The organism is Gilliamella sp. wkB108 (assembly GCF_001690195.1).
Lineage (GTDB): Bacteria > Pseudomonadota > Gammaproteobacteria > Enterobacterales > Orbaceae > Gilliamella > Gilliamella apicola_L.
The window spans coordinates 1-13,807 of sequence record NZ_LZGM01000079.1; the positions used below are offsets into that span (position 1 = coordinate 1).

Consider the following 13,807-nt stretch of genomic DNA (forward strand, 5'->3'; position numbering starts at 1 on the left):
AATCAACTTGCCCTGTTCAATCTTAATGATAACAGGGCAGCCTACATAAAAGCCGAATTGCTCCAGCCACTTGCCTTTAATGGTCAGTTGTGGTCTGGGGTTGGGTTTTTTACCTTGTGGCATGTAACCGACGGTATAAAATCGCTCAGTGGGTTGTGGTGCCGGTGCTTTGTCTGTGGTTGATTTTAGCGTAGAATGAGTTTTAGCTAGCAGTTTAATCTGCTTCTTGCCTTAAAAAGGCATCCAAAAATATCTTAATCATGGTTTTTCTTCTTCCGGTAACGTCTTAATATCCTGAAATAACTTTAAAAATTCCCGGTTTTCAAATTTTATTTTAATCGTTTTGATAAGATTAAACGGTATAGACTCCTGAATTATTTTTACATCATTAATGCACACAAATCACCCATTCAGCGATATCGGAAGGCGAATTAATCGTTCGTGATAAAGAGGGGCAAAAACAAGATATCAATGAACTAAGTCATGATACCGATAATGCACATCAAAAACTCAAGCCAATTTTTGACAAAGAGAAAGAGCAACGAAAACAAGATATCGTAACGGGGCTGAAAGATTTAGCAGCACAAGTAAAACAACTGGAGAAAGACCTTAACAAGGATGCGGGTAAGGACTCAACTAAAGGCAAGATGGGTAATGACTTTAGTAAAGGAGTAGATTCAGCGGTAGCGATAGTGACCGGAATTATCACAGGCGATATAACCGGCGGATTAGCAGGAGCAAGCGCGCCATGGATAGCAACAGAGATAAAAAAACAAGCAGGTGATAATGAGACAGCGAGATTAGTGGCACATACAATACTAGGAGCGGTGGTAGCGGAGCTACAAGGTCACTCAGGAGTAGTAGGTGGAGCGAGTGCAGTCACAGGGGAGATAGCAGCCCCAATTATCCAAAAAGCCTTATATGGAGATAGAGATGTAAAAGACCTAACGGAAGAAGAAAAAGATAACATCAGTGCCTTAACTCAGCTAGCGGTAGGACTCACCATAGCAAGTATGGGTGGGGATGAAAGTGATATAGCAACGGGTGTGAATAGTAGTAAAAATGCGGTTGAGAATAATTATTTAAAACTTTCCGAAGCTAGACGAAAAGCTGAATTATCTTGGATAAAACCGAACTGGAAAGGTGAGGAGTTAACGGAAGATGAAAAGAAAGAATTAGAGTACTTTGAAAAATTAGATAAAAAACGTGATCTGGTTTTGCTAGAAACTTGTTATGCAGGTAATATATCAAGTTCAGCTTGTCAAGGATTACTACAAGAAGCATGGCAAATGCAAAATGAATATGCCGAAGAAGCTGCAAGAACTATAAAATATAGTGATGTTTACAGAGAAGATTCGAATAACCTTGATAATATATTATTAGGATTAGACAGGGATTCGGTAAGTTATTGGAAAGACATTGAAGCAATATCAAAAGTAAGTGGTAGACCTTTGCTTGAAGTTAAAAAGGAATATAGGTGGGCTTTAATAGCGGATTCTGTATCGAAATCTTTAGCTGCAGCGATGGGTTATAACGCTAATGCCGGAAAGGGGATGAATGGACAAATAATAAAAAATAGTGATGGTTTGAATGAAATAAAAATAAATCAAACTCCACTAGAAGGGCAAAACCGCCTTAATACTCCAGACTTAGGGGGAAGTGGAAAATTAAAACCAGCTGAAGCAGCAGCAGCTGCGCAGCTTGAACATGCATTAGGTAAAATGGAGCGTTATACTCCTCCACCAGGAGCAACACAGGGCGCATCTCCCGACTTTGTCATTACCTCAGGTTCTAATAAAGGTAAAACGGTAGATGCTTTATATACAACAGATAAGCTTTCGCAAAAAGAAATTGATGGATTAAATAAATTTTACGAAAAAAATATGAATACAGGTAACGGAAAAATCGTTATCCAAGATCATTTGAAAAAAGCTGATTTTGTCCCTGTTGATTTCAGAGTTCTTACGCCAAATAATCAAAAAATATTTTTAGATTACATAAAAACCTTACCTAAAACGCAACAAAATAAAATCATTATTATGAGGTAATACAATGGGTGCATCTATAATTTTTAGTCGGGATGATTCGATAGAAAAAATTGAAGATAAATTTAAATCAACATATGTAAACGGAAGTTATTGGGATGCCTTTGGAGATTTGCTCGACGCAGTATTTTTGCCTGATTATCCTCAATTACACGAAATCATAAAGCCAGAAGAAGGTGAATACTTGAAGTTTTATTCGTTTGTTGAATTAGATAAGGAACAATTTAATCAATCCGTAAAATTAATTAGAGACTACATTGCAAAACAAAAAGAACCAACCGAATGGCAAAAAATGGCGCAGGTAGTTTGGAATGAAATAGCTGAACCTTATATTGTTAAAGATGAACGTTATCAACTTACTTAAACAATATAAAAATCAAATTAAAATGTTCCTGCTTGATAGTAGGATTTTTATTGCAGTTTTTCAAACTTGTAAATCAATCTCTATTACTAACTTGCCCTGTTCAATCTTAATGATAACAGGGCAGCCTACATAAAAGCCGAATTGCTCCAGCCACTTGCCTTTAATGGTCAGTTGTGGTCTGGGGTTGGGTTTTGTACCTTGTGGCATGTAACCCACGGTATAAAACCGCTCAGTGGGTTGTGATGTTGGTGCTTTGTCTGTGGTTGATTTTAGCGTAGGATATCTCTTAGCCATAGTTAACACCTATCTAGTTAACAGTTGTAGCAGATTGTTGTTTGTTGCTACTGCGTCGGTTGTCTGTTTTTACTGATTGTTTTACTTCAATTCTATTTAACCAGCAGTTTAATCTGCTTCTTGCCTTAAAAAGGCATCCAAAAATATCTTCATTATGGTTTTTCTTCTTCCAGTTACGTCTTAATATCCTGAAATAATTTTAAAAATTCCCAGTTTTCAAATTTTACTTCAATCGTTTAAATAAGATTAAACGGTATAGACTCCTGAATTATTTTTACATCATCAAAGCACACAAATCACCCACTCAGCGATATCGGAAGGCGAATTAATCGTTCGTGATAAAGAGGGGCAAAAACAAGATATCAATGAACTAAGTCATGATACCGATAATGCGCATCAAAAACTCAAGCCAATTTTTGACAAAGAGAAAGAGCAACGAAAACAAGATATCGTAACGGGGCTGAAAGATTTAGCAGCACAAGTAAAACAACTGGAGAAAGACCTTAACAAGGATGCGGGTAAGGACTCAACTAAAGGCAAGATGGGTAATGACTTTAGTAAAGGAGTAGACTCAGCGGTAGCGATAGTGACCGGAATTATCACAGGCGATATAACCGGCGGATTAGCAGGAGCAAGCGCGCCATGGATAGCAGGAGAGATAAAAAAACAAGCAGGTGATAATGAGACAGCGAGATTAGTGGCACATACAATACTGGGCGCGGTGGTAGCGGAGCTACAAGGTCACTCAGGAGTAGTAGGTGGAGCGAGTGCAGTCACAGGGGAGATAGCAGCCCCAATTATCCAAAAAGCCTTATATGGAGATAGAGATGTAAAAGACCTAACGGAAGAAGAAAAAGATAACATCAGTGCCTTAACTCAGCTAGCGGTAGGACTCACCATAGCAAGTATGGGAGGCGATGAAAGTGATATAACAACAGGAGTGAATAGTAGTAAAAATGCGGTTGAGAATAACTTATTAAGTAACAAACGAGGAGTTGAAAAACTTAATGAAGAAAGCAGAAAACTTTGGGAAAAAATCAAAGATATTGTAGGTTATGATGAAGTAGATAAATTACAAGAACAATATAACGATTGTAAAACAGATGAATGTAGAAATAATGTTTACAATGAATATATGCAAAAAGAACAAGAAGCGGGGCAAAAATTAGTAGAGCTATATAGATCAGGTGGTTTATCAGAAGATGAATATTTTCTATTAGTCTCATGGTATTCTGATGCAATGCGTGACGGGATAATGGAAGGTCAAATTGATAATCGTTGGAATCATTCATTTGGCAGTTGGGATATTTATGATGCATCAGGTTGGGATTTTACACAAACAGGCCTAGTTAATAATCCTTATTTAAGTGAAATAAGGGGATTAGTTTTACTTAATAAATGGCGTTCTGAAGGTTTATCAGAATCAGAAATACAAGAGAAATTTATTCATGATGCGATTCTTGGTTCATTTGCATCAGCACCAAATGTAAATCAAATAATACATAAAATCCGGAATGAAGGTCTGAGTTATGAAGATGCCTTGATGTTAGCTTCTAATGCTCTATATGGTAAAATCATAAGTGAAGCAATGAATGGAAAGGTGCTTCCACCGAAAGGAAATAAAAATTCAGAAAATCATAATATTAAAGAGGTAAATGTCGAAGAGGGGAGGACGACAAAAGAAAGTATTATAGATGGTGCTTCTGATGCAGGTTCTACCGCCGGAAAGGGGACGAATGCAAATAAACCATTAAACAAAACAGATTTAGAACATCAATACGGAAAAGGCAATGTTGAGCAAGGTGGTGGAAATTATAAAGAGACTAAGGATAATATATACGATAATCAAGTTACAAATCAGAAAGCTAATGAAAGTAGTAATTTTGGTGAACATGTAAAAAATGAAAAGGATCTAAATAATAAACCACTAGATAAAGATTATTTTGAATCAGAATATGGAAAAGGAAATGTTCAACAAGGAGGTGGAAATTATAAAGAGACTAAGGATAAAATACACGATAATCAGATTACAAATCAAAAAGGTAATCAATCAAGTAACTTTGAACAACATACCAATAATGAAAGCAAGTTGGCTGAAAATTGGAATAATACAAATCAGGCACACAATGCTTCAAATAAACAAAAATTAAAAGAAGATTTATCAAATGAAAATCTACAAAATATAGCTAAAAAAGATCCTAGATTAAACAATGTAGTTAACGGTCATAATGGAAAATTAAATTATGGTGTTGGCTCAGGTACTACTGCAGAAGCGAACAAATTAGGAATGCAATGGGTTGGTGAAGGGGCTAAGAAAACATCTGATGGAGGATGGATTAGTGCAGATGGTACTCGAGGTTATCGACCTCCATCCAATAAACCTAATAGCTCTTATGCAGAAACAGGTGTTCAAGCTAATTTTGAAACATATAAATTTGATGATAAAGGTAAGAGAATAAAAGTAGGTAATGGGCATTTAAATATCAAGGATTAAGAATGAAAGTATTATTAAAATCAGTGGGCTCTATAGAATATGATCCAGCTATATATTTTCCTGAAGTAGAGAACCTTTTTGGGATAACGCTAACTTTATCTATAGGTCCAGATAATGAAATTGGTAGTGAATATTTTGATCTGTTTGTATGTACACCAGAATGGTTATGTAAGCATCAATGGTTACCAGAGTTAATTCGTCATATGTTAATAGTTAGAAAATATGATTTTGACGAAATAAAAGACACAATAAATAAATGTATTGAAAAATGTACTTGCGATACTTGGTTGGAAACAGCTCAGAAACTATCAAGGTACTTTGCTTGGGAATATGAGGATTATCAATCATAGTAAAATCCCCACCTAACCCGTGTGGATCTTACTTATTATCTTTTAGAACTGCATCGCAAGTTCAATAATCAACTTGCCCTGTTCAATCTTAATGATAACAGGGCAGCCTACATAAAAGCCGAATTGCTCCAGCCACTTGCCTTTAATGGTCAGTTGTGGTCTGGGGTTGGGTTTTTTACCTTGTGGCATGTAACCGACGGTATAAAATCGCTCAGTGGGTTGTGGTGCCGGTGCTTTGTCTGTGGTTGATTTTAGCGTAGAATGAGTTTTAGCTAGCAGTTTAATCTGCTTCTTGCCTTAAAAAGGCATCCAAAAATATCTTAATCATGGTTTTTCTTCTTCCGGTAACGTCTTAATATCCTGAAATAACTTTAAAAATTCCCGGTTTTCAAATTTTATTTTAATCGTTTTGATAAGATTAAACGGTATAGACTCCTGAATTATTTTTACATCATTAATGCACACAAATCACCCATTCAGCGATATCGGAAGGCGAATTAATCGTTCGTGATAAAGAGGGGCAAAAACAAGATATCAATGAACTAAGTCATGATACCGATAATGCACATCAAAAACTCAAGCCAATTTTTGACAAAGAGAAAGAGCAACGAAAACAAGATATCGTAACGGGGCTGAAAGATTTAGCAGCACAAGTAAAACAACTGGAGAAAGACCTTAACAAGGATGCGGGTAAGGACTCAACTAAAGGCAAGATGGGTAATGACTTTAGTAAAGGAGTAGATTCAGCGGTAGCGATAGTGACAGGGATTATCACAGGTGATATAACAGGTGGATTAGCAGGAGCAAGCGCACCATGGGTAGCCGAACAGATAAAACTCCATACGGGTCATGCGGAAAATGGGGAATGGAAAACAGATAGTCCGGTAGCGAATTTAGTGGCACATGCAATACTGGGAGCAGTAGTAGCGGAGCTACAAGGTCACTCAGGAGTAGTAGGCGGAGCGAGTGCAGTCACAGGGGAGATAGCAGCCCCAATTATCCAAAAAGCCTTATATGGAGATAGAGATGTAAAAGACCTAACGGAAGAAGAAAAAGATAACATCAGTGCCTTAACTCAGCTAGCGGTAGGACTCACCATAGCAAGTATGGGAGGAGATGAAAGTGATATAACAACAGGAGTGAATAGTAGTAAAAATGCGGTTGAGAATAATTATTTAAAACTTTCCGAAGCTAGACGAAAAGCTGAGTTATCTTGGATAAAACCGAACTGGAAAGGTGAGGAGTTAACGGAAGATGAAAAGAAAGAATTAGAGTACTTTGAAAAATTAGATAAAAAACGTGATCTGGTTTTGCTAGAAACTTGTTATGCAGGTAATATATCAAGTTCAGCTTGTCAAGGGTTACTACAAGAAGCATGGCAAATTCAAAATGAATATGCCGAAGAAGCTGCAAGAACTATAAAATATAGTGATGTTTACAGAGAAGATTCGAATAACCTTGATAATATATTATTAGGATTAGACAGGGATTCGGTAAGTTATTGGAAAGACATTGAAGCAATATCAAAAGTAAGTGGTAGACCTTTGCTTGAAGTTAAAAAGGAATATAGGTGGGCTTTAATAGCAGATTCTGTATCGAAATCTTTAGCTGCAGCGATGGGTTATAACGCTAATGCCGGAAAGGGGAATGCTGTCGCACAGGCGGATAAAGTCGCAGCTCAAGCACAAAAAAATTTACTTGATGAAATTAATAGCTTTACATCGAAATCTCAAGCTAATAAAAATGCAACAATGGTCGGTGCATATGACCCTGTGACGGGTAAAATCACTATAGGCAATAGTAACGCTAATATAACTGCTGAAGCATTACATCCTGAAACAGTAAAGTATATTGAACAGCAATTAGGTGTTAAAATCGGAGAGTTTACAAGTTTTTGTAAAAATAAAGCAGGGGCATGTGCTGAAGTTTCAGCAGCAGATCAGTTAATTCGTCAAGGAGTGGCTCCTGAGAGAATTAAGTTTACTGACGCAGTTAGACCAAGAACGGTCTATGAGCAAGGTAAAATTACACAAGATTCAATTATAAAGCCTTGTGAAAATTGTCAGATAACATGGCCGAAGGATAAATAGATATGAGTATTTTAAATATACATTGGAAACCCGAATTTGGAACCATATACACTTGGTTTGCTATGGATCAATTCGGTCGAATTGCTGTGATGGTAAACAATTGTTTTGGTAATTTACCTAAAGCTCTTCTGTCAATCAATAATTTAGAATTATTATTAGACCAATTAACTGATTATATGTGGGAAGAATCAGAAATATTTAAGTCCTACCCTAATAATAAATGTGGTAGGACTGTATTAGATCTTTATTCAGGTTTAAGATTTGATTATTTACCAACTAGAAAAGATGTTGAACAACTTATACAAGAACGTTCTCACTACGAACAAAAACCAATTGAATGTAACTTACCATCAAGGAAAGGCTTTTTTGTTTATCATGGAATTGAAGGTAGTTTTGAAGGTGAAGATTATCCTGTTGGCTTTAATGGTAATACTAAAATGGGGGACTATTTCAGGTATTTGATGCCAACCGTCTATGCCTCAATTGCAGATTTTCCTGAAGAATTACGTCATGGAATAGCCGTTTCTGACATGGTTGATTTTACCACTGATCGATTGCTTGATAATGATAAAATCAACGAATATTTCCCTAGAATATATCAGAAATAAATGATAAACCCTACATTTGTAGGGTTTTATTTTTTTAAATTTAATTTAATGCCGGAAAGGGAATTCATGAATTAAATCACAAAGCAACATCTGGTGCATTTCTTACAACCGATCCAAATAAAACCACAACAATTCTAGGTACATATATGGATGATACTCAATACATTATAAAAGAACTAAATTTAGAAAAATCGACGGACTTTGGTGCTAGAAAAGGAGGATTTAATTTACTTAACACACCAGATGAGTATTATAAAAACCCAACGCAATTTTGGAATGAATATAATAAGCCGTGGTTAGATAATGCGATAAAACGAGGAGATAATATTATTTTGGCTACCAGCCCTATCGATTCTAAACTATACAAAACAAATAGAATAACAGGCTCCAAAGAGCTTACTGGATTTGGTAGGGAATATTATTATTTGCTTGAGAATGGTTATAAATTTGATAGTAAAACTAACCAAATGATAAAAGGAAAATAGATTATGACATATCACTTTGATTTGATTATTAAAGAAATTTTTTTTGATTTAATTAAAAAGAAAAAATTAGAGATTACTCTTGTTGATGATCAAACAGTTATGTTTAAGTCAAGAATTACACAGAATTTTGTTGAATTTGTTATGAGTCGAGATGGCGTCGATGTACTTTATATAATGCCAGTTAATGAAATAAATGAAATACAGTATAATATTGGAGAATATATTTCCAATAAAATTTTACCTCAAGATAGGTTATATATTGATTTACATTACGAAACCTTTTTTGACAAAATAATTATTGAATTGAAAATACTAAATAATACTTTTAAAAGATTGGAAGGATTTATTTTTTCAACAGATAATTCTTGGTTAGAAGATTATAAAAATTCTCCTTATTTCGAAGAGCCTAGGATAATTAATAGATAAACCATTTTGTCGCTGTTTGCCTTTAATGGTCAGTTGCGGTCTGGGGTTGGGCTTTGTGCCTTGTGGCACGTAACCGACGGTATAAAACCGCTCATTGGGTTGTGGAGCTGGTGTTTTGTCTGTGGTTGATTTTAGCGTAGAATATCTCTTAGCCATAGTTAACATCTAAAAAGTTGCTTTATCAAGCTGCAGCTTGTGCATTAATCAATTGTTCAGCTGAATTTGCTGACGATGACCCGATGAAAGAGGTATACCAAAAACTATAAGAGTTAGGTAACAGTAATGAGTTGCAAGCTTATAGAGAAGCACTTGCCGTACTAGAGTATATAAAAACCAATATTGTACCTGATGCAATTGGTTTTTATCCGATTACTTATGAAACAGTTGAAAAATTGTTTGAATATACAAGTGGTGATAAGTTTGTAGATTCAGTCGCCTATATTAATAATGAATACAGTGTGACAACCCGATTAGGAGGTGTCTTCCAAGTTGGATTTGCATTAGGAGAAGGGGTTTTAGCCATTACTTTATCACCAGCATGTACAACGGTTATAGGTTGTGCAGCAAGTACCTTATTGTCTTGGTCTGCAGTTGATAATAGCATGACGGGAGTATCTGTTATTATCGATGGTAAAAGCTATACAACACAAACAGGCAAAGAACTGGCAAAATTACTAAATATTTCTGAATCTGATGGTGATTTGTTATTTAATGCTGCAACAGGTTTGGTATCAGCGAAAAAATTAGGTGATTTAGCTTCTTCAAGCCTTTCTTCTAGCAATAAATTAACTGCAAAAGAGTTAGATACAATAAAGCGAGAGGTTGATCGTGTTGGCAAATTAACAGTAGATCCACATGCAGGAAAAGTAAAGTTAGCTGAAGGATCAGATGCGGCTGATTTAGAAAAATTGTTAGGTGGAAAAGTTGAACGTATTAAAGATAATGATAATTTAGCTGATTTTGTTTTTACAAGCGGTCCAAATAAGGGGAAAACAGTTGATTTTATGTTCACCACTGCTAATGGTACAGAAAAAGAAATCAATGCCATGAATCAATTTTTTAACAAGAATTGGGATAACAATATTAAAGTTCTTCATACTCATTTAGATAAAGCTGATATTGTTCCTTTGGATTTTAGAAAGTTGACACTTGAAAATCAACAACGACTTGAGCGCTATATCAATACTTTATCAAAATCACAGCAATCAAAAATTTATATTATGAGGTAATTATGGCAAATGCTTTTGTTTTTGGTAAAGATAATGTTACAGGTTTTGGTTCTACATTTATTGATGTTCTTGCTGATTATTGGAGACCTTATATTCAGCAAGTGGGTGTTGATGAAAAAGTTTATATTTTTTATGATATGTTTTTTGGATATATTGATTTTAGTGAATTAACCCAAAAACAATATATGCAATGTTATAAACAGCTTGAGAAAGCTATTGAAGTTGATTTAGATAAGATAGAGAATTTTTATAATCACTACCCTAAAGAACTTGTTTATAAAGCTTGGTTTGATGAGATTAAACCTGCAATGCAAGAATCTCCTTTGTATCAATCTTAAAAATGTTTAACCCAGTTTTGCGATCCACTTCGCAGAACTGAGTTAATTATCTTTTGATTATGCGATCTGCTTCGCAAGCTTGACAATCAACTTACCTTTTTTAGCTATGATGGTGACAGGTTGCCCGGAAGTAAATCCCACCGTCTCAAGCCAATTACCTTTAAGATGCAGTGCAGGGTGTTTGCTGTAATGAGTGCAAGCCTCTTTGGCTTTGGGTTCGTGGCGGACGCTGATATAGCCAACAGTGTAATGACGTTGCGATATCTTGCGTAGGGTTTTACTGGTGGTTTTGGTTTTAGCTGTTTTTGCCGTAGAATGGGCGTTAGTCATAATAACTACTCCTTAGTTGCTAGTTGTTGTGATTAGCAGATTGGTTGTGGTCGCACACAGCCAGTCTGCGTTTAAACAATTAATCGCTATTTATCAACAGGCAGCAATGCCGATTCAACTCGATTTTTAACAATAACCGCATCAATTAATTTAATGACAGTCTCTTGTTCTTCTTGAGGACAGTTGGTTAATGCCTTAAATCTTTCAAATAACCGCGTATTACTCATTGTTGAATGTTCGTCATACGTTCCTATTAATAAATAATCAATGGATGTAATAAAGAGTTCAGCAAGCAATATCAGTTTATCCGCAGGCGGAATATGCATACCTGACTCATACTTGTTGTACTGTGAAAGCTGTAATCCCAGTTTAGCACTACTTCTTGCCGGAAAGAGAACTGAGGTAGCTACAACAGCAAAAGGTCAGGATGCAGGTAAAACTAAACCAGGATCAAATTGGAAATATGAAGAAGGAGAGTATAATCAAAAACCTACTGATACGACTAATGTTGAAGCACCAAAGGAAATAAGTTATGGTAATGATTCTATTCCCGGAAAGGGGACGAATAGTACATCATCCAACCCAATTATTAACCCTGCTACAAATAAAGTTGTTACTGAACACACCATTGTACCATCAGGGAAAGCACCAAAAACCTCTACGCCAAACTTAATTTATGAGGTATCGAGAGCAGATGGTTCTAGAAGTGTTACTTATTATGATGAAAAAGGTAATATGTTCTCAAGAGAAGATTATGGGCAGCAAAGAATACACGGTAACCTTGAGTTTGATAAAAATGGAAAAGTAGTTCCGCATGAACATAAGCAAACTTATAAATCCTATAACGGCAAAATATATAAAGATAAAAGTTATTACAGACAAATTGATGAAAATGGTAAGCCCGTTGGACCTTGGATTTTAGATAAATAAAGGAAATTAACATGTCAAATGATGTTTGTGGTTATATAGAACCAGTTTTAAATCAAGATAAACTTGAAAAGTTATCTGAATTTATTAAGAATAGCCAATTGGGTATTCTTAAGATCTCTAAAAAGGAATTATATAATTACCCCGATAAGCTAATTCCCACTGATAATATATTTTCTTTTTTAATAGGGGATGTTCCTGGTTATCCTAATGCTACTTATTTAATAGATTATGATGAATATGCACCAGATACAGATATTGGTTTTCCTGCAGATCCGAAAGAACGTCTAGATATACTTATTAATACATTGATTGATATGATCAAAATTACTAATGCATCTAAAATGGTTGTATCCATGACTGAATGCAACCAAATAGAAACAATTAAAAAAATAAGTTTTTCTGAAATGAGAGAAATTATTCATGCTGATTTTGAAGCATATCAAGCGCCGCCTGACACACTTTATGAAATTATATGTTAACAAATTCCTTTTTTAATAAATCAGGCTCTATAACTAACTTGCCCTGTTCAATCTTAATGATAACAGGGCAGCCTACATAAAAGCCGAATTGCTCTAGCCACCGGCCCTTAATGGTCGGTTGTTGTCTGGGGTTGGGTTTTGTGCCTTGTGGTGCTGGTGCTTTATCTGTGGTTGATTTTAGCTTAGAATGAGTTTTAGCTAGCAGTTTAAGTTGCTTCATGCCTTAAAAAAAGCATCCAAAAATATCTTCATCATGTTTTTTTCTTCCGGTAACGTCTCAATTTCCTGAAATAACTTTAAAAATCCCCGGTTTTTAAATTTTACTTCAATTGTTTTGATAAGATTAAACGGTATAGACTCCTGAATTATTTTTACATCATCAAAGCACACAAATTACCCACTTAGCGATATCGGAAGGCGAATTAATCGTTCGTGATAAAGAGGGGCAAAAACAAGATATCAATGAACTAAGTCATGATACCGATAATGCGCATCAAAAACTCAAACCAATTTTTGACAAAGAGAAAGAGCAACGAAAACAAGATATCGTAACGGGGTTGAAAGATTTAGCCGCACAAGTAAAACAACTGGAGAAAGACCTTAACAAGGATGCGGGTAAGGACTCAACTAAAGGCAAGATGGGTAATGACTTTAGTAAAGGAGTAGACTCAGCGGTAGCGATAGTGACCGGAATTATCACAGGCGATATAACAGGCGGATTAGCAGGAGCAGGAGCGCCATGGGTTGCCGAACAGATAAAACTCCACACAGGTCATTCGGAAAATGGGGAATGGAAAACAGATAGTCCGGTAGCGAATTTAGTGGCACATGCAATACTGGGAGCAGTAGTAGCGGAGCTACAAGGTCACTCAGGAGTAGTAGGCGGAGCGAGTGCAGTCTCAGGGGAGATAGCAGCCCCAATTATCCAAAAAGCCTTATATGGAGATAGAGATGTAAAAGACCTAACGGAAGAAGAAAAAGATAACATCAGTGCCTTAACTCAGCTAGCGGTAGGACTCACCATAGCAAGTATGGGAGGGGATGAAAGTGATATAGCAACAGGAGTGAATAGTAGTAAAAATGCGGTAGAGAATAATGGATTAGCAAGAGGAGTAATTAAAGGATTAGAAAAAGGTTATGAATCGTGTATGAAAGTTGCATCATGTCGAAATGCATTAATGCAATTAGGTCTCAATTTTGGTTTAACTAATGCACAAATAGAAGAAGCCATGAAGGTTGGACAAACACGAGATATTAACCAAATTAAAGAATTAACTCCTGAACAGATAGCTTGGCTAGATGCACAAATAATAGCAAATAAAGGTTTGTCACATATCATGTTTGG

The 13,807-nt window shown here is 35.7% G+C and carries 18 protein-coding genes and 1 pseudogene; 13 read left to right on the top strand and 6 right to left on the bottom strand.

The features are described from left to right. The coding region (locus A9G11_RS14810; protein ID WP_141674392.1) for a SymE family type I addiction module toxin at positions 1-213 on the bottom strand (213 nt) is incomplete at its 3' end. Between the two features lie 434 nt (positions 214-647). Here A9G11_RS14810 and A9G11_RS08790 point away from each other — a divergent pair. Next, positions 648-2,048 (top strand): VENN motif pre-toxin domain-containing protein, encoded by a 1,401-nt coding sequence (locus A9G11_RS08790; protein WP_065619242.1) that lies wholly within the window; start codon positions 648-650, stop codon positions 2,046-2,048. A gap of 4 nt (positions 2,049-2,052) precedes the next feature. Continuing rightward, on the top strand, positions 2,053-2,409 hold the full coding sequence (locus A9G11_RS08795) for a hypothetical protein (RefSeq protein ID WP_065619243.1): 357 nt from the start codon (positions 2,053-2,055) through the stop codon (positions 2,407-2,409). 60 nt (positions 2,410-2,469) lie between these two features. On the opposite strand, the gene A9G11_RS08800 is transcribed toward A9G11_RS08795, so the two are convergent. After that, a complete protein-coding gene (locus A9G11_RS08800; protein WP_065619244.1) occupies positions 2,470-2,703 on the bottom strand; it encodes a SymE family type I addiction module toxin in 234 nt (77 codons plus the stop codon). A gap of 541 nt (positions 2,704-3,244) precedes the next feature. Between A9G11_RS08800 and A9G11_RS14065 the strand changes: the two genes are divergently transcribed. Both A9G11_RS14065 and A9G11_RS08810 read left to right on the top strand, forming a co-directional pair. After that, complete coding sequence (locus tag A9G11_RS14065) at positions 3,245-5,197, top strand: VENN motif pre-toxin domain-containing protein (RefSeq protein ID WP_081298499.1); 1,953 nt, start codon at positions 3,245-3,247, stop codon at positions 5,195-5,197. 2 nt (positions 5,198-5,199) lie between these two features. Then, complete coding sequence (locus A9G11_RS08810) at positions 5,200-5,547, top strand: immunity 8 family protein (protein ID WP_065619245.1); 348 nt, start codon at positions 5,200-5,202, stop codon at positions 5,545-5,547. A gap of 42 nt (positions 5,548-5,589) precedes the next feature. Here A9G11_RS08810 and A9G11_RS14695 read toward each other — a convergent pair whose 3' ends face one another. After that, positions 5,590-5,826: a SymE family type I addiction module toxin gene (locus tag A9G11_RS14695; protein WP_141674391.1), complete on the bottom strand. Its 237-nt coding sequence runs from the start codon at positions 5,824-5,826 to the stop codon at positions 5,590-5,592. A gap of 434 nt (positions 5,827-6,260) precedes the next feature. On the opposite strand from A9G11_RS14695, the gene A9G11_RS08815 reads away from it, so the two are divergent. The 6 genes from A9G11_RS08815 to A9G11_RS08840 all read left to right on the top strand — a co-directional run bounded on the left by A9G11_RS08815 (position 6,261) and on the right by A9G11_RS08840 (position 10,723). Continuing rightward, positions 6,261-7,637: a VENN motif pre-toxin domain-containing protein gene (locus tag A9G11_RS08815; protein WP_065619246.1), complete on the top strand. Its 1,377-nt coding sequence runs from the start codon at positions 6,261-6,263 to the stop codon at positions 7,635-7,637. A gap of 2 nt (positions 7,638-7,639) precedes the next feature. Continuing rightward, positions 7,640-8,245 carry a hypothetical protein gene (locus tag A9G11_RS08820; protein WP_065619247.1) on the top strand — a complete coding sequence of 202 codons (606 nt, stop codon included), beginning with the start codon at positions 7,640-7,642 and terminating at the stop codon, positions 8,243-8,245. A 146-nt stretch (positions 8,246-8,391) separates the two neighbouring features. Further along, complete coding sequence (locus tag A9G11_RS08825; RefSeq protein ID WP_218056111.1) at positions 8,392-8,730, top strand: hypothetical protein; 339 nt, start codon at positions 8,392-8,394, stop codon at positions 8,728-8,730. 3 nt (positions 8,731-8,733) lie between these two features. Next, entirely contained in the window at positions 8,734-9,156 is a 423-nt protein-coding gene (locus A9G11_RS08830; RefSeq protein ID WP_065619249.1) for a hypothetical protein, read from the top strand. Positions 9,157-9,443: 287 nt separating this feature from the next. Then, complete coding sequence (locus A9G11_RS08835; protein WP_065619250.1) at positions 9,444-10,385, top strand: PilZ domain-containing protein; 942 nt, start codon at positions 9,444-9,446, stop codon at positions 10,383-10,385. Between the two features lie 2 nt (positions 10,386-10,387). Next, a complete protein-coding gene (locus A9G11_RS08840) occupies positions 10,388-10,723 on the top strand; it encodes a hypothetical protein (protein WP_065619251.1) in 336 nt (111 codons plus the stop codon). Positions 10,724-10,780: 57 nt separating this feature from the next. Here A9G11_RS08840 and A9G11_RS08845 read toward each other — a convergent pair whose 3' ends face one another. Next, positions 10,781-11,053: a SymE family type I addiction module toxin gene (locus A9G11_RS08845; RefSeq protein WP_081298501.1), complete on the bottom strand. Its 273-nt coding sequence runs from the start codon at positions 11,051-11,053 to the stop codon at positions 10,781-10,783. Between the two features lie 86 nt (positions 11,054-11,139). Continuing rightward, a pseudogene (locus A9G11_RS08850) lies at positions 11,140-11,430 on the bottom strand (helix-turn-helix domain-containing protein); the annotation flags it as partial. Between A9G11_RS08850 and A9G11_RS08855 the strand changes: the two are divergent. Continuing rightward, positions 11,396-11,983: a hypothetical protein gene (locus tag A9G11_RS08855; RefSeq protein WP_065619252.1), complete on the top strand. Its 588-nt coding sequence runs from the start codon at positions 11,396-11,398 to the stop codon at positions 11,981-11,983. The pseudogene A9G11_RS08850 and the gene A9G11_RS08855 overlap by 35 nt on opposite strands. Before the next feature lie 11 nt (positions 11,984-11,994). Then, positions 11,995-12,462 (top strand): hypothetical protein, encoded by a 468-nt coding sequence (locus tag A9G11_RS08860; RefSeq protein ID WP_065619253.1) that lies wholly within the window; start codon positions 11,995-11,997, stop codon positions 12,460-12,462. Here A9G11_RS08860 and A9G11_RS14815 read toward each other — a convergent pair. Beyond that, positions 12,452-12,682, bottom strand: coding sequence for a SymE family type I addiction module toxin (locus A9G11_RS14815; protein WP_065619254.1), 231 nt, complete (start codon positions 12,680-12,682; stop codon positions 12,452-12,454). The genes A9G11_RS08860 and A9G11_RS14815 overlap by 11 nt on opposite strands. 337 nt (positions 12,683-13,019) lie before the next feature. Between A9G11_RS14815 and A9G11_RS08870 the strand changes: the two genes are divergently transcribed. Next, positions 13,020-13,807: VENN motif pre-toxin domain-containing protein (locus A9G11_RS08870; RefSeq protein WP_176701254.1), on the top strand; the 788-nt coding region annotated here is incomplete at its 3' end.